The following is a 26220-nucleotide window of genomic DNA, read 5'->3' as shown; positions in this document are numbered from 1 at the left end:
TATATCGTTTTGGATGGGGAACCAAAGCTCTCATTTTTTTTAGGATGGTTGGTTTTCTGAAAAATAAATGCCCGCGTGAGGGATAGCAGCGGTATCCTTTTATGGAGCTTGCTCAATAAAAGATTTAGCGGATAGCCCGGTCTCGTTTTTTTTTAACGAGATCACGCACAAAAAAAACACCAACTCGTAATGAATTGGTATTGTGAAGTTTATGGTTTTAATTTTTCAAATTTCGGAAATAATCACAACAATTATTTACCGGGCATATGTCGCATTTTGGATTGGTAGGTCTGCAGATTTCTCTTCCTAAAAAGGAAATCGACATGCCTATTTCTCCCCAGATATCTTTTGGTAAAACCTGCATGAGTTGTTTTTCAACTTTGTTGCCATCTTTGGATTCTGTTATCAGACCAATTCTTGGAGCAACTCTAATCACGTGTAAATCAGCGATTATGCCTTCTGCAGGAGCTTTCATTTCCCGCAATATTACATTGGCGGATTTTCTTCCGATTCCTTTTAAAGCCACGAGACTTTCCATTGTTAACGGAATGTTTTTATCTTTTTTGAGCTCCTGGGCAATTTCGATTAGCCAACTGGCTTTGGTACCAAAATTTCTAACTTTTGAAATGTGAGGAATCAAGGCATCGACATTTGAAACCGCTAAGCTTTCCAAATTTGGATAGGCTTCAAACAGTGCCGGGGCAATTTTATTGATATTGGCATCGGAATCCTGTGCGGATAAAATAACCATAACCATCAACTGATACAGGTTCTCATAATCCAGCGGATGCTTTTTGCCTTTATATTTTTTGATCAACGGTTCTAAATTGGCTGCCCAATCGGTTGGATTGTCAAATAAACTCATGTTTTATTTTTTATGGAAATCTAAAGATAAGGAATTTACACAATATCGTGTGCCGGTTGGAGTAGGCCCGTCATTAAAAACATGTCCTAAATGGCCACCACAGTTTACGCACAAAATTTCCACCCTGAGCATGCCGTGCGAAGTATCTTTTACATATTCAATTTTCCCGGGCAAGGACTCATCAAAGGAAGGCCAGCCACAATGTCCATCAAACTTGGAATTACTCTCAAACAAAGGTTCTCCGCACGCGCCACAACAATACGTTCCGTTTTCAAAATGAAGGTTGTATTCACCGGTATGTGGGTATTCGGTTCCTTTTTGGCGTAGGATTTTATATTTTTCTTCGCCTAATTCGGCTTTCCATTGCTCTTCGGATTTTTCTATCGGATAACTCATTTTTTTGCTGGAATAAATTTTATGGATACTGAATTGGTACAAAAGCGTTTTCCTGTCGTTTCAACAGGTCCGTCGTCAAAAACATGTCCTAAATGACCTCCGCATTTGGCACAGGTCACTTCGATGCGCTCCATGCCCAAACTCGAATCGTCATGGTAGTTCACAGAGCCTTTTATGGCTTGGTCAAAGGAAGGCCAGCCACATTCGGAATCAAATTTGGTATCAGAAGTGAACAGCGGATTTTCACAGGCAGCACAAACGTAAGTGCCTTTTTCGAAATGTTTCCAATACTCACCGGTATAAGGTCTTTCGGTTCCTTTTTCCCTTAAGACTTCATACTGTTCAGGTGTTAATTTGGCTTTCCATTCAGCATCGGTTTTAACGATTGAATTGGTAGCTGGCGTTTGTGTAACCTTTTTCTTTTCCTGTCCGTTGCAGGATATGAAAAGACCTAAAGCAAATAACAAAACAATTTTTTTCATAATACTACTGAATAAATTCTACAATCTTTTTGATGACTTTGTTGTCTCCTAAGATTTTTCGATGCCCCAACTCTTTGGTAATCACAAGTTGCCCGTTATTTAAATGCTGATGAATATGTATTGATGCTGATACCGGAACATCATCATCGTTTTCATCGTGTATCACCAGAACAGGAATCGAAATCTCCTTTGCAGCTATATACGCAGAATAACTGTTCATGGTTTCACCGATTTTGTTTTCGAACTCAAATTTCATGCGTTGTGCGATATTCGGTTTGAGTTTTAGTTTCTGTACGAAATCGTTAATTATGTCTTCGACTACATCTCCACTGCCAATAATAACTGCTTTTTTGACTTGTAAGCCTCGCCTGATTGAATTCAAAACCGTCATGCCTCCTAACGAATGTCCAATCGCAAATTCAAAAGGGCCGAATTCTTTTTCAATCTGTAAAGCCGCAGCTATGAATTCGGTCATGTTGCTGGTTTTACCGGGTGCTTTTCCGTGTCCCGGAGCATCGAAACTTATGGTGGAATACCCTAATTTTAAAAGCTCGTCGGCTATTTTGACCAATTGCGTTCCGCGTCCCGACCAGCCGTGTACTAATATTACTTTTTTATCCGAAGTACCATATTGGTACATCATAACCTCTTTATCAATGCTTTTGATTTTTAGTAATTGTTGCTTACTTTTTTTGTCCATTTCGATTTCCCTTTTGGGCAATTTATGGCGCATAGGTGTAGTGAACAATTTAATGGCAAATCTGGTTGCTAATCCGGGAGCCGTGGTTTCCAGAATTTTTGCAGTATAAAGGATTACTTTCGGAATTTTAATGCTTTGCTGGTGTTTTGCGTTTTTCATTACTGTAAAAAATATACTGCAAGTTACTGCATTCTGAAAAAATGGACTGATAAATAATTCATAAATCTGCTTTGGCATTTTATTTGCATTAAAATATCATGTGATAATATTTTGTACCTTTAAGCATCATCATAATTGTACAATTTATTAAATTTGTTTACTAAAAATCTTACGTTATGAATTTAAAAACCGCTTTAATAGTTGCAGGTTCATTGGCGCTGGTAATGTCCTGTGCGAAGAATCCGTTTACAGGTAAAAGTACGATGGCTTTGGTGTCCAACAGTGAAATTTTCCCTTCTTCTTTTCAGCAATACAACAAGTTTATTGGAGAAAACAAGGTGATAAAAGGTACTAAAGATGCACAACGGGTAGAATCGGTGGGAATCAAAATCAAAGTAGCCGCTGAAAAGTGGTTGAATGCCAATGGTTATCAGGGGTATTTGAAAGATTATAAATGGGAATACAATCTGGTTGATAGTAAAGAAGTGAATGCCTGGTGTATGCCCGGAGGTAAGATTGTTTTCTATTCGGGGATTTTACCTATTTGTAAAGATGATGCCGGAATGGCAACCGTAATGGGGCACGAGGTGGCTCACGCTTTGGCCAATCATGGTCAGCAGCGCATGAGTGCCGGAATGTTGCAACAATTGGGTGCTGTAGGTGTAGGAGTTGCAACGGGTGGAAAAAGTGAAGAAACTCAACAAATAGCAATGACTGCTTACGGAGCTACTACTCAATTAGGAGGAATGTTACCGTTTAGCCGTTCCCATGAAAGTGAAGCGGATATGATTGGGTTGACCTTAATGGCGATTGCCGGTTATAACCCGGATACAGCTGTTGCGTTTTGGGAAAGAATGTCGGCTAATGCAGGAGGACAGAAACCACCGGAATTCATGAGTACACACCCATCCGATCAAACCAGGATTGCTAAAATCAAGGAGTTAATTCCGCAAGCAAAAGCCGAAGCTGCCAAATTTGGAGTTAAGTTTTAAGTAAGAAAAAATATGTATATTCGAGCCGCACTTAGGTGCGGCTTTTTATTTTATATTCTATGAAACAACTTGAAAAAGGTAGCTCAAAACTTTTAAATGCATGGGCGTCTTACGATTGGGCGAATTCTGTTTACAGTCTGGTAATCGCATCGGCAGTTTTCCCGATTTATTATGGTCATTTATTTAAAGATAGAGGAATCCAGGAAATTGAAGTTTTCGGAATGGTTCTGAAAAATACGGCTTTGATAAGTTTTGTCACCGCCATTGCTTTTTTGGTTGTTGCCTTTATTTCTCCATTATTATCCGGAATAGCCGACTTTGTTGGGAATAAGAAGAATTTCATGCGTTTTTTCTGTTATTTAGGCGCTTCTTCCTGTATCGGATTGTATTGGTTTAATCTGGATAACATTTATTTCAGCTTAACTTGTTATTTCTTTGGGTTGATTGGTTTCTGGGGCAGTCTTGTTTTTTACAATTCGTATTTGCCGGACATCGCTTTTCCGGAGCAGCAGGACCGCATTAGTGCCAGAGGGTATTCTATGGGTTATATAGGAAGTGTGGTTTTACTAATTATTTGTCTTGTAATGGTTTTAACCAATAAGGGACAAGGATCGATTGATGCAATGAAACTTTCTTTTGTTTTGGTAGGAATCTGGTGGATTGTATTCAGTCAGTATGCTTTTTATCATTTGCCGGCCGGAAATGAAAATAAGGGAAAAGTACATTCGGGAGTTATTTTTAACGGCTTTAAAGAATTGCGAAAAGTTTGGTCGCAGCTAAAAGACAATCTTCGTTTAAAACGTTACTTGGGAAGTTTTTTCGTTTACAGTATGGCGGTTCAAACCGTGATGTTGGCCGCAACGTATTTCGGTGAACAGGAAATTGCATGGAGCAGCGATGATGAAAAAACAAAAGGTTTGATTATAAGTATTCTGGTTATTCAATTGGTTGCAGTTTTAGGAGCTGTAATTACTTCAAGGGCATCAGAGAAATTTGGAAATATTAGAACATTGATTGTAATTAACTGTATTTGGGTGGTTATCTGTATCGCAGCTTTTTTTGTAACGTTACCGGTTCATTTTTATGCAACTGCTGCATTTGTAGGTTTGGTAATGGGAGGAATACAGTCACTTTCGAGATCTACTTATTCTAAATTTTTGCCTGAAACACAGGATACTGCTTCCTTTTTTAGTTTTTATGATGTTTCTGAAAAAATAGGAATCGTTATCGGTATGGGATTGTACGGATTTATCGATCAGATTACCGGAAGTATGAGGAATTCAATTGTGTTTTTGGCTGTTTTTTTTATAACAGGAGTTATTCTATTAGTTAGAGTTCCAAAAAAATAAATATGAAAGAAAAATAATAGTATATTTGGCAAAATTTGAAAACAACAACTAACCTTATTTAAATGAGAACAATAAAATTATTTGCATTAGTTGCAATTATGATTTCTGCATTTTCAATCGTATCCTGTGAGGAGATTGAACCATTAGATCCTGCCTTGGTTGGTAATGATGGTGGAGGAAGTGGGAACGGAAACGGAAACGGTAATGGAAACGGAAACGGAGGCGGAACTTCTACAGGAGATTATTGGCCAACTGCGGTTAATAACCAGTGGGTTTTCAGTCAGAACGGTGTTCCACAATCACCTATGAAAATTATCGGTACCGATACTTTCGGAGGAGCTACTTACTACAAATTTAATCAAATGGCAGGTCAGGGAAGTACAGTTGGTGGAGCCGGTACTACATGGATTAAAAAGAGCAACGGTAACTATTATATCAAAATGGGTGATTTGGATATCAGCGGAGGCGGTATGACAGGAACCATGACCGGATACGAGTTTATCGTGTTGAAAGATTATCTGACAGCTAATCAGACTTGGGATGGTACTTATTCACAGACAACGACTTATACAGGTGTTCCGGCTATCACAACTAATACAGCTTATACAGGTAAGATATTAGAAAGAGACGCTACTGTAACGATAAACGGAGTTAGCTATACAAACGTTATTAAAGTTAGAATTCACCAGGTTGTTTCCATGATGGGGCAGGTTGCTTCAACAGCAGATACTGATTATTGGTTTTCTAAAAACGTTGGTCCTGTAAAAACGATATCAAGTATGCAAGGTTCGACCTTTACATCTGAATTGGATTCTTATATTCTACACTAAGAATATTTTCAAAAGATAATAAAAACCCGAAATATACTTCGGGTTTTTTTATTGGCATAAAGATTGACTAATACTAAGAAAGAATAGCAATAAAACGTAAATTTGTATTGATATTCAGTCTTCTAGCGGTTAGATTTATTCTTACAGCTAGTGGATTATTATTGTTTAATGACAAAAAGTCTTAAAAATACTATGTCAAATCAAAAAATACTTACTCTTGACAACTTGTCACTTCAGGAAATCGATACGGATGCAGAATTAATCCCGCTTCTTACCCCTGAAGATGAAGAAGAAATGAATAACGAATTGCTGCCGGCTGATTTAGCGATTCTTCCGTTGCGCAATACTGTTTTGTTTCCCGGTGTGGTAATCCCGATTACTGCAGGAAGGGATAAATCCATAAAACTGATTAACGATGCGAATTCAAGCGGAAAAGTGATCGGTGTGGTGTCTCAAATAGATGAGGAAATCGAAGATCCGACGCTTAACGACATCAACAGAATTGGAACGGTAGCTAGAATTTTAAGAGTTTTAAAACTACCGGACGGAAATACCACTGTTATTCTTCAGGGGAAAAAACGATTTGAGATTGATGAAATCACAACTGATGAGCCTTATTTGCGTGCAACCGTTAAAGAAGTTCCGGAAGTAAGACCCACTGAAAAAGATAAAGAATTTGCAGCAATCATAGATTCCATTAAGGAACTGGCGATTCAGATTATCAGGGAAAGTCCAAACATTCCTACCGAAGCTACTTTTGCGATCAAGAATATTGAAAGCAATCCTTTCCTGATCAATTTCGTATCCTCGAATATGAACCTGAATGTTCATGAAAAACAGGCGTTACTTTCCGTAAACAACCTTAAAGAAAGAGCTCTAGAGACGCTTCGTTTTATGAACGTGGAACACCAAAAGCTGGAGTTAAAAAATGATATTCAGTCGAAAGTGCGTTTTGATCTGGATCAGCAGCAACGCGAATATTTCCTGCACCAGCAAATGAAAACTATTCAGGAAGAATTGGGTGGCGTTTCGCACGATCAGGAAATCGAAGACATGCGCATCAAAGCCAAATCCAAAAAATGGGACGATAAAGCCAGTAAACATTTCGATAAGGAAATCAGTAAGTTACAGCGCATGAACCCGCAATCACCTGATTTTTCTATTCAGAGAAATTATTTGGAGTTGTTTTTGGAATTACCTTGGAACGATTATTCGAAAGATAAATTCGATTTAAAAAATGCCCAGAAAATATTAGACCGAGATCATTTCGGTTTAGAAGATGTTAAAAAACGCATCATCGAACATTTAGCCGTGCTGAAATTACGTAATGATATGAAATCGCCAATCATCTGTTTGTATGGCCCTCCCGGAGTTGGTAAAACTTCCATCGGAAAATCCATCGCAGAAGCATTGGGAAGACAATACGTAAGAATGTCATTGGGAGGTTTACGCGATGAAGCGGAAATCCGAGGTCACCGTAAAACGTATATTGGAGCTTTGCCTGGCAGAATTCTGCAGAACATCAAAAAAGCAGGAACTTCCAATCCGGTTTTTGTGTTGGATGAAATTGATAAATTGTCGTCAAGCCATAGTGGTGATCCGTCTTCTGCCTTATTGGAAGTACTGGATCCGGAGCAAAATTCAGACTTTTACGATAACTTCCTTGAAATGGGATACGACTTGTCGAAAGTAATGTTCATTGCCACAACTAATAGTCTTTCCAGTATTCAGCCGGCCTTACGAGACCGTATGGAAATTATCAATGTTAATGGTTATACGATTGAAGAAAAGATAGAAATTGCCAAACAGCATTTACTGCCGAAACAGTTGAAAGAACACGGTCTGACTTCGAAGGAATTACAAATCAGCAAAAAGGAGCTTGAAAAAATTGTAGTTGGTTATACGCGTGAATCAGGTGTTAGGGGCTTAGAGAAGAAAATTGCTTCGATGGTTCGAAATGCCGCGAAATCCATTGCGTTGGAAGAAGAGTACAATAAAAAAGTTACTACCGAAGATATTATAAAAGTATTAGGCGCACCACGATTAGAGCGTGACAAATACGAGAACAACGAAACGGCAGGTGTGGTTACGGGTTTAGCCTGGACAAGTGTCGGTGGCGATATATTGTTTATCGAATCCATTATTTCCAAAGGGAAAGGTAGTATGACTATGACCGGAAATTTAGGAACTGTAATGAAAGAATCGGTAACGATCGCTTTGGAATATATTAAAGCCAATGCCGAGGCCTTGGGAATTGATCCTGAAGTTTTAGCGAATAATAACGTACACATTCACGTACCGGAAGGTGCAACACCAAAAGACGGACCGAGTGCCGGAGTAGCGATGCTAACTTCATTGGTTTCCAGCTTTACACAAAGAAGGGTGAAAAAGAGTTTAGCCATGACAGGCGAGATTACCCTTCGTGGAAAAGTGTTGCCGGTAGGAGGGATCAAAGAAAAAATCCTTGCCGCAAAACGTGCGAACATCAAAGAGATCATCTTATGCCATGAAAACAAAAGAGATATCGATGAAATCAAAGTGGAATATCTGGAAGGACTAACGTTCCATTACGTGGATAAAATGAGTGAAGTGCTGGAAATCGCCATAACTTCGCAGAAAGTTAAGAATGCAAAGAAATTAAACTAATAAGAGTTTTTAATAGCCGATTCCAATTTAGCAATAAGTTGGAATCGCTTTTTTTGTGAAATACCATTTATAATTTTATCTTCGCAAGTGCGTTATATAGTCAGAAACGAAAAACCTAAAATGTCCAAAAAACCACTGATTCTGTTTTTTTTGCTTATTTGTGCCTTCAGTCATAGCCAAATAGGAGGAAAGTATACCTATCAGTTTCTGAATTTAGTAACCTCACCCCGTCAGGCTGCCCTTGGCGGAAAAATCCTAACGATACACGATCAGGATGTGAATCAGGCGATTTACAATCCGGCGACCATCAATCCGGAGATGGACAACCATCTATCAGTGAATTACGGAAGTTATTTCGGGGAAGTCACTTATGGAACCGCAGCCTACGCTTATACCTGGGACCGACATGTGAATACGCTTCACGCAGGTGTAAATTATGTGAATTACGGAACTTTTGAAGGTTATGATGAAATGGGTAAGCCGACTTCTGATTTTACGGGAAGCGAAATTGCCTTGTCTTTAGGATATGCCTATAATATTCCCTGGACACCGATTCATGTCGGAGCTAATATGAAATTTATTTCCTCCACGCTGGAAACCTATAATTCGTTTGGTGCCGCTGTAGATTTGGGAGCGTTGTATATTGATGAGGCGAACGATATCAACATTGCTCTCGCAGTAAGGAATGTCGGAACACAGATTACTACGTATGCCGGGCAACGTGAAAAACTGCCTATGGAAGTAATGGCAGGAATATCCCAGGAATTGGAAAATGTGCCTTTGCGTTGGCATCTTACTTTGGAAAATCTTCAGGAGTGGGATATTGCTTTTGCAAACCCGAACAGAACCGAACAATCTCTTGAAGGTGAGGGGAAAAAAGAAAAAGTGAATTTCGTTAAGAATGCCATCCGTCACGTAATTATAGGAGCAGAATTGTTTCCAAAGAAGAGTTTCAATGTGCGTTTAAGTTATAATTTCAGAAGAGGGGAAGAGTTGCGAATTGTAGACCAACGGAACTTCTCCGGTATTTCTGCCGGGTTCGGATTGCGTTTTAATAAAATTAAATTCGATTATTCGTATTCGCGATATACAATTGCGGCCAACATGAGCTTGTTCGGCTTAACCATTAATTTACAATAATAGTTTTGAAAAAAATTACCATAGCAATAGACGGTTTTTCTTCAACCGGAAAGAGTACCCTGGCTAAACAGCTGGCTGCGGCGTTAGGATATGTTTATGTGGATACAGGAGCCATGTACCGTGCCGTGACTTTGTTTGCGATGCAGCATGATTTTGTATCGGAAAGTAATTTAAACAAAGAAAGTCTTATTACGAGTTTGCCTCAGGTAAATCTAGAATTTCATTTTAATCCCAATTTAGGATTTGCAGAAATGTATCTGAACAAGGTAAATGTGGAAAATGAAATCAGAACATTGGAAGTGTCCCGTTTGGTAAGCAAAGTGGCTGAGATTTCCGAAGTTCGTGCCAAATTGGTGGAGCAGCAGCAGCAAATGGGAAATAACAAAGCCATTGTAATGGACGGTCGTGATATCGGAACCGTTGTTTTCCCGGATGCCGAACTGAAGATTTTCATGACAGCCAGTCCGGAAACCAGAGCAAAGCGCCGATTCGATGAGCTTTTAGAGAAAGGCCAATCGGTTTCTTTTGCAGATGTTTTGCAAAATGTAAAGGAGCGTGATTATATTGACACTAACCGAGAAGACTCGCCGTTAGTCCAGGCGGAGGATGCGATTGTAGTAGATAATTCTTCCATGACCCGCGAAGAACAGTTTGAATTGGTACTGACTATGGCAAAACAAAAAATCAATTAAGCTGTAACTGAAATTTTGATAAAAAAGTGGTTTGAAAACAATGTTTTAAAATCATATATTCTTCAAAAGCTGTAATATTTAATTAAAATCTTAAAACCAAAGTAAGTTCTGTCACAAAACCGGAATTTATTTTGGTTTTTTTGTTTTTAGTGTTAGATTTACCGGCTTTTTATTTACCAAAAACACTATGAATATTAAAATTAGATTGACTTTAATGAGCTTCCTGCAATTCTTTGTTTGGGGAGCATGGTTGATAACTGTTGGGAATTATTGGTTTGGGACCAAGCAGTGGAGTGGCGCAGAATTTGGAGCCATTTTTTCCACTTTGGGGATCTCTTCCATTATTATGCCGGCACTTACCGGAATTGTAGCTGATCGTTGGATAAATGCGGAACGTTTGTATGGCGTATTACATATTTTAGGAGGATTGGCATTGGCTTATATTCCTCAGGTTGATAATCCAACCACTTTCTTCTGGGTGATTTTTGCTTCGATGCTGTGTTATATGCCGACTATTTCACTTTCCAATTCGATTGGTTATACCATTTTAAAGAACAATAATTTTGATGTGGTTAAAGTGTTTCCTCCGATACGCGTTTGGGGAACTGTAGGTTTTATTGTTGCAATGTGGATCACTAATTTATCCGGGAACAAAGCTTCGGCTAATATGTTTTATATTTCTGCAATAGCGGCTGTTATATTAGGTTTGTATTCCTTTACCTTGCCGGCTTGCGAACCGCAAAACAAAACTTCTAAGGATGCTTCATTGGTGCAGTCGTTAGGTTTGAACGCTTTCAAGCTTTTTGCAGATTATAAAATGGCGTTATTCTTTATTTTCTCTATGTTTTTGGGAGGCGCTTTGCAATTGACTAATATGTATGGAGATACTTATTTGTCAGAATTTGAAAAAATCCCGCAATATGCCAATTCGTTTGTGGTGAAATATTCCACTATTATCATGTCGATTTCACAGATTTCGGAAACCTTGTTCATTTTGGCAATTCCGTTCTTTTTGAAACGTTTTGGAATCAAACAGGTAATGCTGATCAGTATGTTGGCTTGGGTATTGCGTTTTGGCTTGTTTGCTTTTGGTAACCCGGAAGGCGGCTTGTGGATGATTATCCTTTCCTGTGTCGTTTATGGTATGGCTTTCGATTTCTTTAATATTTCCGGTTCACTTTTCGTTGAGACCACTACGGATTCTAAAATACGTTCTTCTGCGCAGGGATTGTTCATGATGATGTCGAATGGTTTCGGGGCCTTCTTCGGAGGTTTAATCAGCGGATATGTGATTGATACGTATTTTACAGTTAACGGACAAAGAGACTGGCACAACATATGGTTGGCTTTTGCGGCCTACGCTTTAGTGATTGCGATTGCTTTTGCAGTGTTGTTCAAGCACAAACACAATCCGAAAGATGTAGAGAATATAGCTCATTAATGTACAAAACCCGATGTCTCATCGGGTTTTTTGTTGGCTGAAAATCAATACCGTTCCTCTAATAGCCCCGATGGGAGCAAGCTACCGTGTAGCGCGGACAGCGGGAATTACGTTTCCAAAAATGCCGGAACCACTCGCTTCAAAATTTTCTAAAATCTTTCCTCTTTGCTCTTGCTTCTTTGTTCTTGCTTCTTTTCTCTATTCTCTTTCTCAAAACTTTGGTAATTAAAGAATTATTTGTACTTTTGCACACCTTTTGGCGGGAAGTGTTTCCTTTAGGTATCAATAATTTATATGTAAAACGCTTCTGTTTTTTCTAACGCATTACGAAACACGAGAGAAACAGAATACAAATTTTTTATCAGACATGTCTGAAATTAATAAAACACAAGAAGAGTTTTTAGCGAATTTTAACTGGCACAACTTCGAAGAAGGTATTGATGCTGTAGATGCTCAGAACTTAAAAGAATTCGAAGATTTAGTTGCTAAAACTTTCATCTCTACAGATGCTGAAGAAGTAGTAGAAGGTGTAGTGGTTAGAATCACTGAAAGAGACGCTATCGTTGACATCAACGCTAAATCTGAAGGTGTTATCTCTTTAAACGAGTTCCGTTACAACCCGAACTTAAAAGTTGGTGACAAAGTTGAAGTATTAATCGACGTTCGTGAGGACAAATCAGGTCAGTTAGTATTATCACACAGAAAAGCACGTACAATCAAAGCTTGGGATAGAGTTATCGCTGCTAATGAGTCTGGAGAAATCGTTAACGGTTTCGTTAAATGCAGAACTAAAGGTGGTATGATCGTTGACGTATTCGGAATCGAGGCTTTCTTGCCAGGTTCTCAAATCGACGTGAAACCTATCCGTGATTACGATCAATATGTAAACAAAACTATGGAGTTCAAAGTTGTGAAAATCAACCACGAATTCAAAAACGTTGTTGTTTCTCACAAAGCGCTTATCGAAGCTGATATTGAAGTACAGAAAAAAGAAATCATCGGTCAATTAGAAAAAGGACAGGTATTAGAAGGTGTTGTTAAAAACATTACTTCTTACGGTGTATTCATCGACTTAGGAGGTGTAGACGGATTAATCCACATCACTGACTTATCTTGGTCTAGAATCAACCACCCGTCTGAAGTTCTTGAATTAGATCAGAAATTGAACGTGGTTATCCTTGATTTCGATGATGAGAAAACAAGAATCCAATTAGGTTTAAAACAATTAAACGCTCACCCTTGGGATGCTTTAGATGCTAACTTAGCTGTTGGTGATAAAGTAAAAGGTAAAGTAGTAGTTCTTGCTGACTACGGTGCTTTCATCGAGGTTGCTGAAGGTGTTGAAGGTTTAATCCACGTTTCTGAAATGTCTTGGTCTACGCACTTGCGTTCGGCTCAGGATTTCGTAAAAGTTGGAGATGTTGTTGAGGCAGTTATCTTAACTTTAGACAGAGACGAAAGAAAAATGTCTTTAGGTATCAAACAATTATCGCAAGATCCTTGGACTGACATTACTTCTAAATACCCAGTAGGTTCTAAACATACAGGTATCGTTAGAAACTTTACTAACTTCGGTATTTTCGTTGAGTTAGAAGAAGGAATCGACGGTTTAGTATACATCTCTGACCTTTCTTGGACTAAGAAAATCAAACACCCATCTGAATTCGTTAACGTTGGTGACAAATTAGATGTAGTTGTATTAGAATTAGACGTAGAAGGACGTAAATTGTCTTTAGGTCACAAACAAACTACTGCTAACCCTTGGGATCAGTATGAGGATGCTTTCGCTGTTGGAACTGTTCACAACGGAACAATCTCTGAAATCGTAGACAAAGGTGCTACTGTAGAGTTTGGTGATGATATCGTTGCTTTCATTCCTACCCGTCACTTAGAAAAAGAAGACGGTAAGAAATTGAAAAAAGGTGATACTGCAGACTTCAAAGTAATTGAGTTCAACAAAGAATTCAAAAGAGTAGTTGCTTCTCACACTGCTATCTTCCGTGAAGAAGAAGAGAAAAACGTGAAAGCTTCTGAGTCTACACAATCTACTTCTACTCAAGCTGAGAAAACCACTTTAGGTGATATCGACGCTTTAGCAGAATTGAAAGCTAAAATGGATAAAGGAGAGTAATCTTTAATATTCTTAAATATTCAAAATCCCAATCGGAAACGGTTGGGATTTTTTTGTTGATTTATTTAACAAAATACCGTGAAGGCATGATTTTATTTCTTTGTAAGAAAAAAGAATTTATTTTCTAATAAGATATATTTGTAGGTCTAAATCTTGCTAAATGAAGAAATTCTACTTTCTGGTAATAGCTTTTTGCCTTTTTAATGTATCAGGTGCACAAATTATTAACTTCCCGGATGCTAATTTTAAGGCGAAATTATTACAGGCCAATTTGACTAATGATATTGCTAAAGATAGTAATCTTAATAGTATTGTTGTTGATATAAATAATGATAATGAAATTCAAATTAATGAAGCGCTTTTGGTTTATTATTTGGATTTAACTTCTTCAAACATTAATTCAGTTGAAGGGATTAATAATTTTATTAATTTAAGATATTTATATGGCGGGAATAATTTATTGACCTCTTTTAATTCTCAAGGGTTAGTTAATCTTAAGTATTTATATCTTTTCAATAACCAATTCACTTCACTGGATGTTTCACATTTAATTAGCCTTTTGGATTTCGATTGTTCAAGTAATAACCTTTTGAATAGTTTGATTATAAAAAACGGAAGACAGGAAGTTATTTATTTTAATTATAATCCTAATTTAAGATATATATGTTCTGATTTAAGTGAGACTGCATACATTAATCAAAGAATATCGGAATACGGCTATTCGAATTGTTATATAAACACTTACTGTTCCTTTACACCTGGTGGAACCTTCTATACTATTCAGGGGAATACTAAATTTGACGCTAATAATGACGGTTGTGATATGGCAGATGTTTCAATTCCAAATTTAAAATATTCAATTTCCAGCGGAACTTCAAGCGGACTGTTAATTTCTAATACTTCAGGGAATTATTCCATTCCTGTGAATGCAGGAACACATACCGTAACTCCGGTTTTTGAAATCCCTGCTTATTTCAATGTAACACCTGCTTCCGTTTCGGTTGCATTCCCCGCACAGGCAAGTCCTTTTACACAGGACTTTTGTTTGACAGCAAACGGAAACCATCCGGACCTGGAAGTGGTTTTGCTTCCTGTTTCTCCTGCCAGACCCGGTTTTGATGCTCCATACAGATTAATCTACAGGAACAAAGGTACTAACGTCCAATCCGGAACTTTGAATTTGAATTATAGCGAAGCAGTTGTAGATTTTGTTTCAGCTAATCCAGTTACAACAAATCAAACTGTAAATAATCTTTCTTGGGATTTTACAAACCTGTTGCCTTTTGAAACAAGGGAAATAAGTGTTATGTTAAATATAAATTCCCCAACGGAAACTCCTGCTGTTAACGGAGGAGATTTTTTGCAATATAATGCAACAATTACATCAGCCGCAACAGATGAAACACCAGGTGATAATGGATTTTCATTCAAGCAGTTTGTGGTAAACTCTTTCGATCCGAATGATAAAACCTGTTTAGAAGGTACAACCATTCCACCAAGCGAAGTAGGGAAGTACGTGCATTACATAATCCGTTTTGAAAATACCGGAACTTTCCCTGCAGAAAATATTGTGGTAAAAGACATGATCGATGCTGCTAAATTCGATATCAATTCTCTAGTACCAATTGATGGGAGTCATAGTTTTGTTACGAAAATAGAGGGTAATAAAGTGGAATTCATCTTTGAGAACATTAACCTTCCTTTTGATAATGCAACTAATGACGGTTATGTGGCTTTCAAAATCAAAACGATACCGACTTTGGTAGCAGGCAATACCTTCAGTAATTCGGCAAGCATTTATTTCGATTATAACTTCCCGATTGTTACCAATACGGCAACTACAACTATTCAAGCTTTGAGTACTCATGATTTTGAGTTCGGACAGTATTTTAGTTTGTATCCGAATCCGGTGAACAATGTTTTGACGGTTGAAACAAAGCAAATGATTGAGGTTTCTTCCATTAGTATTTATAATCAGTTAGGGCAATTGGTTTTGGTGATTCCGAATGCAGAAAATATAGCAACTGTTGATGTTTCAGGTTTGGCTTCCGGAAATTATTTCATTAAGATTAATTCGGATAAAGGGACATCCAATGCGAAGTTTATTAAGCTTTAAGTTTTGAAAATACTTTATCAAAATCCCAACCGTTTCCGGTTGGGATTTTTTGTTTTTGAACTGTTATTTCTTCGTAAGAAAATTTAAATCAAATCTGAATTCGTAGTGTTTTATTTATCTTTGCGCCACAAAATTTTCCCAAATGAAGAAACTGTACTTTTTACTACTGGTTTTATTTGCCTCAGTTACTGTTAAGGCACAAATTATTACTTTTCCGGATGCGAATTTTAAAGCTAAACTATTACAAGCCAGTCCAGCAAATCAAATTGCAAGGGATATGTATGGTTTGTTGATTAAAATAGATGCAAACAATAACAGCGAAATTGAAATTAATGAAGCTCTTCTTGTATTTAGTTTAAATATTAATAATTCTTCTATCAATTCTTTACAAGGTATTTCATATTTTACTAACCTGCGTGGTCTGAATTGTGATTCTAATGCTATTAATTCAGTTGATTTGAGCAGTCTTGTTAATTTGAGAGATTTGAGATGCGCATATAATCATCTTACGATGCTAAATCTTAACGGATTAATTAATTTGGATAGGTTGTGGTGTAATAATAATTTATTGACAAGCCTTGATTTGAGTTTTGCACCAATGCTGAATGTTTTAAATTGTGACAATAATCAAATTTCATCACTTAGTACGATTGATTTAACAAATATGCAGTATTTAGCATGTGCTTATAATAATTTGCAGGTTTTAGACTTAAGCGGATTAGAGAATTTTCAATCTTTTGATTGTAGTAATAATCAACTTGTTACTTTAAATATTAAAAACGGTAGTAATGAAGGGTTTATGTTATTTCCGAATAATCCAACATTACAAAGTGTTTGTGCTGATGCAAGTCAATTGACAACAGTGCAAAATCTTGTTAATCAATATGGGTATACGAATTGTAATATTACTGAAAATTGTGGTTTAAATATTCAGGATTTTAATGAGTTTTTGTTTGTACTATACCCAAATCCGGTAAACAATATTTTGAATATTCAAACAAAGCAAACGATTGAGGTTTCTTCCATTAGTATTTATAATCAGTTAGGGCAATTGGTTTTGGTGGTTCCGAATGCTCAGGATATAAAAACGGTTGATGTTTCAGGATTGGCTGCGGGGAATTATTTCATTAAGATTAATTCGGATAAAGGGACTTCGAATGCGAAATTTATAAAGCAATAACTGCTTATCCTAATAGTTTTGATCCCGATTGCAAAAATTGTAATCGGGATTTTTTTTATTTTTTTAAAACCAAGAACAAAGTTCTCTCGTAAATGAAACTATAAACACATAAAAACTATCATTTATGAAAACTTCAAAAATTTTATCGGTTGCTTTGCTTGCTTTTTCGATGTTCGTAGGAACTTCGACTTTTGCCCAAAAAGAGAAAACAGTAATGGTTGGCGGAGCAGCAATGTATCCTTCCAAAAATATTGTGGATAATGCCGTAAATTCTAAAGATCACACCACTTTGGTTGCAGCGGTTAAAGCAGCGGGATTGGTGGAAACCTTGCAATCGGCCGGGCCATTCACCGTTTTTGCTCCAACCAACGATGCTTTTGCAAAACTTCCGAAAGGTACAGTTGAAACCTTATTGAAACCTGAAAACCTGAAAATGTTGCAAGCAATCTTAACCTATCATGTTGTGGCCGGAAGAATGAATGCTAAAGACATAGATAAGGCGATTAAAGCCGGAAACGGAAAAGCAGTATTGAAAACCGTAAGCGGCGGCACATTAACAGCCTGGATGAAAGGTAAAGATTTATACATCACAGACGAAAACGGAAACAGTTCCAAAGTTACCATTGCCGATGTAAACCAGTCTAACGGAGTCATTCACGTTGTGGATACCGTGGTTTTGCCAAAATCGTAATTGGTGATTATTTGATTGATGATAAAGCTGCGCTTCTGCGTGGCTTTTTTTATCCGCCAAAAGTACTGTTCCAAATGGCTGTGTTGAAGTTTTTTCCTTTTGAAACAAAATAGTAGATAGCAATGGCACACCAATATTTGAAGATGAACAAAAAGGAAATCAATCGCATGGAGGAAGTTTCTGCTTTGCCGTAAAAGTTTTCCGGTAGAGCAAAACTGCAAATCAAACTCAGAAGAAAAATGGAAACCAGTAACGTGCCTAAATTTCTGAAAGGCAGTACCAGCCATTTTCGTAAAGGCTGTAAATCGTCACCCCATTTATGAATCAGATAGTAATAGTCATTTCCGATAGGCGCGAACAAAATCGGGTCGTTGTATTTTTTTAACTGAAACACTTTGGAAGGTGCCATCAGTTTAAATCCGCTTAATTGCGTGTTATGTTCTCTTTCAAGGTATTTGATTTTGGTGACCACTTCTTCGGGAAACGGAACTTTATACAAATGGCTGTCCAGAAAGCGAAGACGGTAATCAATACAGATTTCTTTTATTTGATTGATGTGGAAAATATTCCCGGTCTCCATGAGGTCGAACACGAAATCATTCTCAGAAACAGGCGTTTTGGATTTTAACTGTTTGCGGATGGCTTGGCGTAGCATTTCGTCTTTGGCCAAAATTTCCTTAACAGATGCAAGCTGATCTGCCATTTCCCCCGATTGTTTTCTTTTCAAAATCAGTTTGTCATGAATATTTGTTCCTTTGAGTAACATTTCATGATGGTTTTGGTAACAGTCTCTAAGTTAGTTATTTATGAGCGTATAATCAAGCTATTGTTGTTAATTTTAGCAATAAAAAATCCTGTAAAACATTGTCTTACAGGATTCTAATTTATTTTGATAAAGGAAGATTATCGTAATGTTGCCCCGATTTCCTTTTCAAAACTCTGTTGCAGTTTGCTCATGATTTTGTCAATCTGAGCATCCGTTAAGGTTTTTGAACTGTCCTGAATCGTGAAACTTACCGCATATGATTTTTTGCCTTCCGGTAAATTATTGCCTTCATACACATCGAACAGGTTAACATCTTTCAATAACGATTTCTCCGATTGTTTAGCGATAGAGAATATTTGCTCGAACTGAACGGCGGAATCAACCAATAAAGCCAAATCACGTCTTACTTCCGGATATTTTGGAATATCTGTAAATTTTATTTTAGTGGAAATCAGTTTTAAAATCGCACTCCAGTTGAAATCGGCAAACAAAACTTCCTGTTTGATGTCGAAATGTTTCAGGATGGATTTTTTAACCGTTCCGAATTCCACTATGGTTTCTTTTCCAATCGAATAGCCGATACCTTCAGCAAAAACGTCATTTTCCAAAGGTTGGGTAGTGGTTTTATCTAATCCTAAACGTGATAAGATCGCATTTATATGGCCTTTGAATAAAAAGAAATCCGAAGGTTTCTGTGCTGTTGTCCAGTTTTCCATCAATCGGTTACCGGAAACAAAAAGCGTTAAGTGCTTGATCTCGTCATAACCGGACGGCATTTTGTGGTAGCTCTTTCCGAATTCAAACAATTTCAAATCCGAGTTCTTACGGTTGATGTTATACGAAACAGCTTCCAATCCGCTGAACAACAAGGATTGGCGCATAGCCGATAAATCATTGCTCAAAGGATTCAGCATTACTACGTTGAAGTCTTCTTTTAATTTCTCCGATAACTTAACGTACTCCGGAGACGTTAAGGAATTGGCCATCATTTCATTAAAGCCTTGTGAAACCAATTGATTTGCAATCACATTCTGAACTTTATAATCTTCCGTTCTTGACGAATTCGAGATAGAAGCATTAAGCTTTGTAGTGAAATTGATGTTGTTATAGCCGTAAATACGTAAAATTTCTTCAATTACGTCGATTTCTCTTTGTACGTCCACACGGTACGCCGGAATAGTCAATCCTAAACCTGCATCGGAAACACTGTTCACTTTAATGTCTAAAGACACCAAAATCTTCTTGATCGTTTCTTTCGGGATTTCCTGACCAATGATTCGGTTTACATTGTTGAAATTAAGTAAAACGGAAAAATCCTCAACCTTTTTAGGATATAAATCAACAGGATCTGAAGTGATTTCTCCACCGGCCACTTCCTGAATCAATAAAGCTGCACGTTTTAAAGCATATTCGGTAATAGTAGGATCGATACCTCTTTCAAAACGGAAAGATGCATCTGTGCTCAACGTATGGCGCTTAGCGGTTTTACGTACGGAAACCGGATTGAAATAAGCACTTTCAAGGAAAATAGCCGTAGTGTTTTCAGTAACTCCGGAATTTTTTCCACCGAAAACACCTGCAATACACATTGGCCCGTTTTCGTCACAGATCATTAAATCTTCTTCGTGAAGTGTTCTTTCCACTTCGTCAAGCGTAATGAATTTAGTTCCGGCCGGTAATGTTTTTACGATTACTTTATTGCCTTTTATTTTTGCTGCATCAAACGCGTGTAATGGTTGTCCTAATTCGTGTAAAACGTAATTGGTAACGTCTACAATATTGTTTTTCGGAGTTAATCCGATGGCTTTCAGACGGTTTTGCAACCAGCTTGGAGATGGTTTTACGGTAATCCCTGAAATGGTAACCCCACAATATCTTGGTGCTAATTTGATATCTTCGACTTTTATGTCAATTTTCAGCGTTCGTTTTTCAACTTTGAATTTACTAACGGACGGCGTCATCAATTCCGAATGGTTAATGCCTTTCTGAATCAATCCGGCACGTAAATCGCGCGCTACGCCCCAATGGCTCATCGCATCGGCACGGTTTGGCGTTAATCCGATTTCGAAAGCCTCATCTGTTTCGATATTGAAAACTTTGGAAGCCGGTGTTCCCGGAACCAGTTTTTCGTCTAAAACCATGATGCCGTCATGACCTTCACCCAAGCCTAATTCGTCTTCGGCACAAATCATTCCGTGGCTTTCTTCCCCGCGGATTTTTCCTTTTTTGATTTCGAATGCGTTACCTTCTTTGTCATACAATTTCGTTCCGATAGTCGCTACGGGAACTTTCTGTCCAACGGCAACATTCGGAGCACCACAAACAATCTGAACCGGAGCTTCAGCACCGATATCCACAGTGGTTACGCGTAACTTATCGGCATTGGAATGTTGCACGCAGGTTAGTACATGACCAACCACAACGCCTTCAAGGCCACCTTTTAAGCTTTCGTACTTATCAACACCTTCCACTTCCAGGCCTAAATCTGTAAGTAAAGCAGAAGTATCTTCCGAATTCCAGTCTAATTTTATGAATTGTTTTAACCAATTGTAGGATATGCGCATTTCTATATCTTTTTATAAGTCTGCAAAGATAATAAATGTCATGGACTTTCAGTGTCTTTTTGCGGTTTTCTGGTTCAGTTTTTTGCTAAAAAAAGCAATCATTTTTGGTTTGATTGCTTTTGGATTATAGTCGGTATTTTAGTGTGTTTTTTTAAAGAAAGCGAGTAAACCGTCGAAATAGTTTTTCTGGTCGTCGTACATACTCATGTGGCTGCCGTTCGGGCAATAGAGATAACTGCCTTTCGGAAGTTCTTTAGACATGGATTCCATGTGGTTGGGATCCATCGTATCGTATTTTGCACCAACGACTAAGGTTGGGATTGGGATTGTTTTCAGTCTGTCCCAACAAGTCCATTTTTCTAATTTCCCTGAAATCCCGAATTCACTTGGACCTTGCATGGTTACGTAAAGCGATTGGTTCATTTTTGCAAAAGAACGATTCATGGGCTCCGGCCAGTTGTTAAGCGGGATTCTGCAAATGTGTTTGTTGTAGAAATTCGGCAGCAATAATTCCATGTATTTCGGATTCGAAAAATCTTTCTTTTCTTCAATATCACGGATTTGTTTAAGCGCTGATGGATCCATTTGTTTAGCTAAAACGTCATTGGCATATTTGCCATAAGCGGGCGCATCTGACATCATGTTGGAAATGATTAGCCCTTTCATATTGTTTTGGTATTTCAATGCATATTCCATGGCTAAAATACCGCCCCAGGAATGCCCAAGCAGATAGAAGTTGTCTTTGTTTAAGCCAAGAGCTTTGCGAACCTGTTCCACTTCTTCCACATAGCGCGGCAAATCCCACATGGCAACATCATTAGGATTGTCGGAATTTCCACAGCCTAACTGATCGTAATAAATGAATTCGATGCCTTCTGCCGGTAGAAAACTTTCAAAGCATTCGAAATATTCGTGCGTGCAACCGGGCCCTCCGTTAAGTAATAAAACTTTGGTTTTAGGGTTGTTACCGATTCGTTTTGTCCATACGTTGAATTTGCCTTTAGGCGTTTCAATCGGAATTACTATTATCCCACCGGTCTGAATAGAATCGTCTGTTTTCTGAAAGTAATCCTGTTTTTCAGCAACTTCTTCAGTAGCTTTTTCTTTGCAATTGATCATGAACAATGATGCCAGCAAAGTAACCAGTATGATTGAGGATTTTCGTAACATGATGTGTCTTTTTTCTTTAAAATTAAAGAATTTCCGTCACATGTTTTTTAATATTCTCAGATATTTTCTTGGTTGGTAAATCGTTTTCGTCATTTCCGAAAGGATCTTCAATCTCTTCTGCAATCAATTCCAAACTGGCTAAAACATAAAAGATGAATACTACAACCGGAACGACATAATACCCTAATGAAAATGCATACCCAAACGGTAATGTCATCACATAGAAGAAAATGAATTTTTTAAGGAATGCACTGTACGAGTAAGGAATAGGCGTGTTTTTGATTCGTTCACAAGCACCGCAAATATCGGTAAACGACTGGATCTCTGCATTTAAAATAATAAGTTGATCGCCGGTTATTTTTCCTTCGGTATATAAATCGTTCAGTTTTTGAAACAGCATTTTTGCCACCTGGTTCGGACGGTGTTTTTCATGATCGATTTTTAAATCCAGGCCGTCGAAAAGCATAAGGCCGGTTTCCTCATTTTTAAGATGTTTGTTTAAGATAGAAGCATAACTAGGGATGGTTTTGCGGAAGAATGCCCTGTCGTTTTCATCTTTTAAAATGGCAGCCAGTTTTAAGGCGAAATTTCGACTGTTGTTTACTAAGCTTCCCCACATTTTTCGGCCTTCCCACCAGCGGTCATAAGCTGTGTTTGTTCTGAAAACTAGTAATAAGGAAATTACAAAACCCAACATACCGTGCATCGTACCAAGATTTCGGACGTAGCTGTTTTCAGGTAAATCAAAAACTTCGACTTCCAAAAAACCGACCAATCCGGAATAAAGACCAATGAAAAACATAATCGGTAATAATTGTCGAAACGTATCCGATTTGTGAAAACGAAAAATGAAAGTTATCCAGTCTTTGGTGTTGTATTGTACCATTTTGTGAGTTATGAATTATGAGTTTTAAGTTATAAGTTATGAGTTGAAAGTGTTTGCTCGATGCGTTTTTTAATTTTGCTTACTGCTAGCTTATATAATTCCAGATGTTCTTCTTCTTGCTGAGTTCTATAAATACTCTTCTCAGGGTTTGATGCTCCGGTTTTTCCATTGGGGCATCGTCTTTTAAAAGCTTAATGGCCTGATGTCTGGCATATTGTAATATCTCGCGGTCTTTCACCAAATCGGCAATCTGTAAATTTAAAACGCCGCTTTGCTGAGTACCCATAATGTCACCGGGGCCGCGTAGTTTTAAATCGACTTCGGCTATTTCGAAACCGTCATTAGTGGCACACATGGTTTCGATTCTGGTTTTTGTATCGTTGCTGAGTTTATGACCTGTCATTAGAATACAGTAACTCTGTTCTGCACCACGACCGACACGACCGCGCAACTGATGCAATTGAGATAAACCGAAACGTTCTGCGCTTTCAATAATCATTACGCTCGCATTCGGGACGTTAACCCCAACTTCGATAACGGTTGTGGCAACCATGATATTGGTTTTTCCTTCGGAAAAGCGTTGCATCTCGGCATCTTTTTCCACAGGTTTCATTTGGCCGTGTAATATAGAAACGGAGTATTGTGGCAAAGGGAAATCTCTTGTAATACCGTTATATCCGTCCATTAAATCTTTGTAATCCATTTTTTCAGATTCCTGAATTAACGGATATACGATGTAAATCTGTCTACCTTTGGCAATTTCTTCACGAATGAATTTCCACACTTTCAATCGGTTGTTGTCGTAACGATGTACCGTTGTGATAGGTTTTCTTCCGGGCGGCAATTCATCGATTACGGAAATATCTAAATCACCATATAAACTCATAGCAAGTGTACGCGGAATAGGGGTGGCGGTCATCACCAAAACATGAGGCGGCACTTCATTTTTCTTCCACAATTTGCTTCGCTGTTCTACACCAAAACGATGTTGTTCGTCAATAATGGCCAATCCTAAATTCTTGAATTGCACCTTATCTTCTAACAAAGCATGCGTTCCGATGATGATATGCAAACTACCGTTTTCAAGCTCTTCATGAATGATTTTTCTATCTGCAGTTTTAGTTGAGCCTGTTAATAGTTTTATGTTGATATTTAAGTCTTTAGCCAGTTCGGTAATTCCGTTGAAATGTTGCGTGGCGAGGATTTCTGTCGGTGCCATTAAACAAGCCTGAAAACCGTTATCCAAAGCCAAAAGCATGCTCATTAAGCCGACGATGGTTTTTCCGGAACCCACATCGCCCTGAAGCAAACGGTTCATTTGAGCGTTGCTGCCTAAATCGTTTCGGATTTCTTTCAACACCTTTTTCTGGGCATTGGTTAAATCGAACGGTAAATGATTGTTGTAGAAAGTCGAAAAATACTCGCCAACCTTATCAAACGGATGGCCTTTTATTTTATGCTTGCGAATCAGGTTTTTGGTAATCAGTTGCAGTTGAATGAAGAATAACTCTTCAAACTTCAATCGAAATTGTGCTTTTGCCAAGAGCTCCTGACTCTTCGGAAAATGAATGTTGAACAGTGCCGCATTTTTCGGAATCAATTTTGCTTCTTCCAGTAAATATCCCGGCAACGTTTCGGTAAACAACGATTGCGTTTCCATGAACAATTGCTGCATCATTTTTCCGATCACTTTGTTGGAAATGCCTTTGTTCGTTAGTTTTTCCGTACTTGGATATACCGGTTGCATGGCGCTTCGTAAGCTGGCTTTGTGTTCTTCCAGCAGTTCCATTTCCGGATGCGCCATGTTGAAAACGCCGTTAAATGAAGTGGTTTTTCCGAAAATCACATAACCCACATTTACTTTCAGGCTTTCCCGAATCCATTTATGCCCTTGAAACCAAACGAGTTCCATCTGACCTGTATCGTCAACAAATGTCGCCACCAAACGTTTCCCTTTTTTTTGTTCAACGGTTTTGATGTGGATGATTTTGCCGACAATCTGAACTTCTGAATTGCTGTTCTGCAGTTCGTTGATTTTGTAGTACCGTGTCCGGTCGATGTATCGGTTGGGATAAAGGCTGATTAAATCGCCATAACGATGAATGTTGAGCTCCTTGCGCAACAAATCCCCGCGTTGAGGGCCAACGCCTTTTAGGTATTCTATTGGAGTGTCGAGCAGGTTGTTCATTTTGGCTTGTAAATCGTAAGGCTAATATAAAATATAATTTTGAAATGATTTCTATTTCGGAATCAAATCACAGTACCAGAATCCGTAATTAAAAGCATCGGAATCGTTGGTATCGCAGGCAGTATTTGAGGAATCCGTTTTAGGTTTTTCGTATTTGCGGTACACGATTTCACCAATTTCGAAATCGATGGGTTTGGAGAAAATCGGGCCATCAAAGGTGAAGGTATGGAATTCACCATTTTCCCCGCAAACATCTACCGTATCGGGTAAATCATTAATGAATTGTTCGTCGATGATTCTTCCGACAAAACTTTTATCCAGATTGCGCTCGTTAACACAGGTTACAATGGTTTTAAAGCCCAAATCTAAAAACTCTCTGATTAAATCTTTAGTGTCTGTTTTCCAAAGTGGAAAGATACCTTTGAGTTGCATTTCGGCTAATTTGTCTTCACGGTATTTGCGTAAATCCTCCAGGAAAATATCACCGAAAATGGAGTGTGTAACGCCTTTATCTGTGTATTGTTTCAGGGTTTGTCGCATCACGTCTTCGTAAACTTCCATGGTAGGCATTTCGGGAATTTCCATTTTATGAAGCGGTAAGCCAATGCTTTCGGCTTGTTGTTCCAGTAATTCTGCACGGACACCATGCATGGAAATACGGTTGTATTGTTTGTTTACACTCGTTAAAAGCGAAACAATTTCAATATCAGGGTTTTGTAGTGTTTTATATAATGCCAGAGCCGAATCTTTACCGCTGCTCCAGTTGAAAATGGCTTTTGTTTTCACGAAAATTAATTTGAGTGTAAACTTACAAACTATTTAAAACATATAAGTCA

Annotated in this window: 21 protein-coding genes; 11 read left to right on the top strand and 10 right to left on the bottom strand. The window is 38.0% G+C overall.

What is annotated here, in order from left to right:
- Positions 1-217: 217 nt before the first annotated feature.
- The 4 genes from ACWPKD_RS04030 to ACWPKD_RS04015 are packed head-to-tail and all read right to left on the bottom strand — an operon-like array spanning position 218 to position 2602.
- Positions 218-865: an endonuclease III domain-containing protein gene (locus ACWPKD_RS04030; RefSeq protein WP_455411395.1), complete on the bottom strand. Its 648-nt coding sequence runs from the start codon at positions 863-865 to the stop codon at positions 218-220.
- A 3-nt stretch (positions 866-868) separates the two neighbouring features.
- Positions 869-1261 (bottom strand): peptide-methionine (R)-S-oxide reductase MsrB, encoded by a 393-nt coding sequence (msrB, locus tag ACWPKD_RS04025; protein WP_455411394.1) that lies wholly within the window; start codon positions 1259-1261, stop codon positions 869-871.
- Entirely contained in the window at positions 1258-1743 is a 486-nt protein-coding gene (gene msrB, locus ACWPKD_RS04020) for a peptide-methionine (R)-S-oxide reductase MsrB (protein WP_455411393.1), read from the bottom strand. The genes msrB (ACWPKD_RS04025) and msrB (ACWPKD_RS04020) overlap by 4 nt, the downstream gene beginning before the upstream one ends.
- A 4-nt stretch (positions 1744-1747) precedes the next feature.
- Positions 1748-2602 (bottom strand): alpha/beta fold hydrolase, encoded by an 855-nt coding sequence (locus ACWPKD_RS04015; protein ID WP_455411392.1) that lies wholly within the window; start codon positions 2600-2602, stop codon positions 1748-1750.
- Between the two features lie 176 nt (positions 2603-2778).
- On the opposite strand from ACWPKD_RS04015, the gene ACWPKD_RS04010 reads away from it, so the two are divergent.
- From ACWPKD_RS04010 to ACWPKD_RS03960, 11 genes are all read left to right on the top strand, one after another.
- Positions 2779-3594, top strand: coding sequence for a M48 family metallopeptidase (locus ACWPKD_RS04010; RefSeq protein ID WP_455411391.1), 816 nt, complete (start codon positions 2779-2781; stop codon positions 3592-3594).
- 59 nt (positions 3595-3653) lie between these two features.
- Positions 3654-4943, top strand: coding sequence for an MFS transporter (locus ACWPKD_RS04005; RefSeq protein ID WP_455411390.1), 1290 nt, complete (start codon positions 3654-3656; stop codon positions 4941-4943).
- A gap of 62 nt (positions 4944-5005) precedes the next feature.
- Entirely contained in the window at positions 5006-5773 is a 768-nt protein-coding gene (locus ACWPKD_RS04000) for a hypothetical protein (protein ID WP_455411389.1), read from the top strand.
- A 192-nt stretch (positions 5774-5965) separates the two neighbouring features.
- Complete coding sequence (lon, locus tag ACWPKD_RS03995; protein ID WP_455411388.1) at positions 5966-8419, top strand: endopeptidase La; 2454 nt, start codon at positions 5966-5968, stop codon at positions 8417-8419.
- Positions 8420-8539: 120 nt separating this feature from the next.
- Positions 8540-9559 carry a type IX secretion system protein PorQ gene (gene porQ, locus ACWPKD_RS03990; protein WP_455411387.1) on the top strand — a complete coding sequence of 340 codons (1020 nt, stop codon included), beginning with the start codon at positions 8540-8542 and terminating at the stop codon, positions 9557-9559.
- 5 nt (positions 9560-9564) lie between these two features.
- A complete protein-coding gene (cmk, locus tag ACWPKD_RS03985; RefSeq protein ID WP_455411386.1) occupies positions 9565-10251 on the top strand; it encodes a (d)CMP kinase in 687 nt (228 codons plus the stop codon).
- Positions 10252-10438: 187 nt separating this feature from the next.
- The gene (locus tag ACWPKD_RS03980) at positions 10439-11692 is read left to right on the top strand and encodes a nucleoside permease (protein WP_455411385.1); all 1254 of its coding nucleotides are present in this window, start codon (positions 10439-10441) and stop codon (positions 11690-11692) included.
- A gap of 367 nt (positions 11693-12059) precedes the next feature.
- Positions 12060-13823 (top strand): 30S ribosomal protein S1, encoded by a 1764-nt coding sequence (gene rpsA, locus ACWPKD_RS03975; RefSeq protein WP_455411384.1) that lies wholly within the window; start codon positions 12060-12062, stop codon positions 13821-13823.
- Positions 13824-13983: 160 nt separating this feature from the next.
- Positions 13984-15939 carry a DUF7619 domain-containing protein gene (locus tag ACWPKD_RS03970; protein WP_455411383.1) on the top strand — a complete coding sequence of 652 codons (1956 nt, stop codon included), beginning with the start codon at positions 13984-13986 and terminating at the stop codon, positions 15937-15939.
- 142 nt (positions 15940-16081) lie between these two features.
- A complete protein-coding gene (locus ACWPKD_RS03965; RefSeq protein ID WP_455411382.1) occupies positions 16082-17119 on the top strand; it encodes a T9SS type A sorting domain-containing protein in 1038 nt (345 codons plus the stop codon).
- A gap of 124 nt (positions 17120-17243) precedes the next feature.
- Positions 17244-17810 carry a fasciclin domain-containing protein gene (locus tag ACWPKD_RS03960; protein ID WP_455411381.1) on the top strand — a complete coding sequence of 189 codons (567 nt, stop codon included), beginning with the start codon at positions 17244-17246 and terminating at the stop codon, positions 17808-17810.
- Positions 17811-17859: 49 nt separating this feature from the next.
- On the opposite strand, the gene ACWPKD_RS03955 is transcribed toward ACWPKD_RS03960, so the two are convergent.
- The 6 genes from ACWPKD_RS03955 to ACWPKD_RS03930 form a co-directional block, all read right to left on the bottom strand.
- On the bottom strand, positions 17860-18576 hold the full coding sequence (locus tag ACWPKD_RS03955; RefSeq protein WP_455411380.1) for a hypothetical protein: 717 nt from the start codon (positions 18574-18576) through the stop codon (positions 17860-17862).
- A gap of 137 nt (positions 18577-18713) precedes the next feature.
- Positions 18714-21140 (bottom strand): phenylalanine--tRNA ligase subunit beta, encoded by a 2427-nt coding sequence (gene pheT, locus ACWPKD_RS03950; protein WP_455411379.1) that lies wholly within the window; start codon positions 21138-21140, stop codon positions 18714-18716.
- A gap of 138 nt (positions 21141-21278) precedes the next feature.
- A complete protein-coding gene (locus ACWPKD_RS03945; RefSeq protein ID WP_455411378.1) occupies positions 21279-22310 on the bottom strand; it encodes a proline iminopeptidase-family hydrolase in 1032 nt (343 codons plus the stop codon).
- Positions 22311-22332: 22 nt separating this feature from the next.
- Positions 22333-23196: a bestrophin family protein gene (locus ACWPKD_RS03940; RefSeq protein WP_455411377.1), complete on the bottom strand. Its 864-nt coding sequence runs from the start codon at positions 23194-23196 to the stop codon at positions 22333-22335.
- 85 nt (positions 23197-23281) lie between these two features.
- Positions 23282-25384 carry an ATP-dependent DNA helicase RecG gene (gene recG, locus ACWPKD_RS03935; RefSeq protein ID WP_455411376.1) on the bottom strand — a complete coding sequence of 701 codons (2103 nt, stop codon included), beginning with the start codon at positions 25382-25384 and terminating at the stop codon, positions 23282-23284.
- A 51-nt stretch (positions 25385-25435) separates the two neighbouring features.
- Positions 25436-26170 (bottom strand): Dph6-related ATP pyrophosphatase, encoded by a 735-nt coding sequence (locus tag ACWPKD_RS03930; protein ID WP_455411375.1) that lies wholly within the window; start codon positions 26168-26170, stop codon positions 25436-25438.
- Positions 26171-26220: the final 50 nt, after the last annotated feature.

The sequence above is a fragment of the Flavobacterium pedocola genome (assembly GCF_053764385.1).
This window is presented reverse-complemented; position numbering and strand designations above follow the sequence as displayed.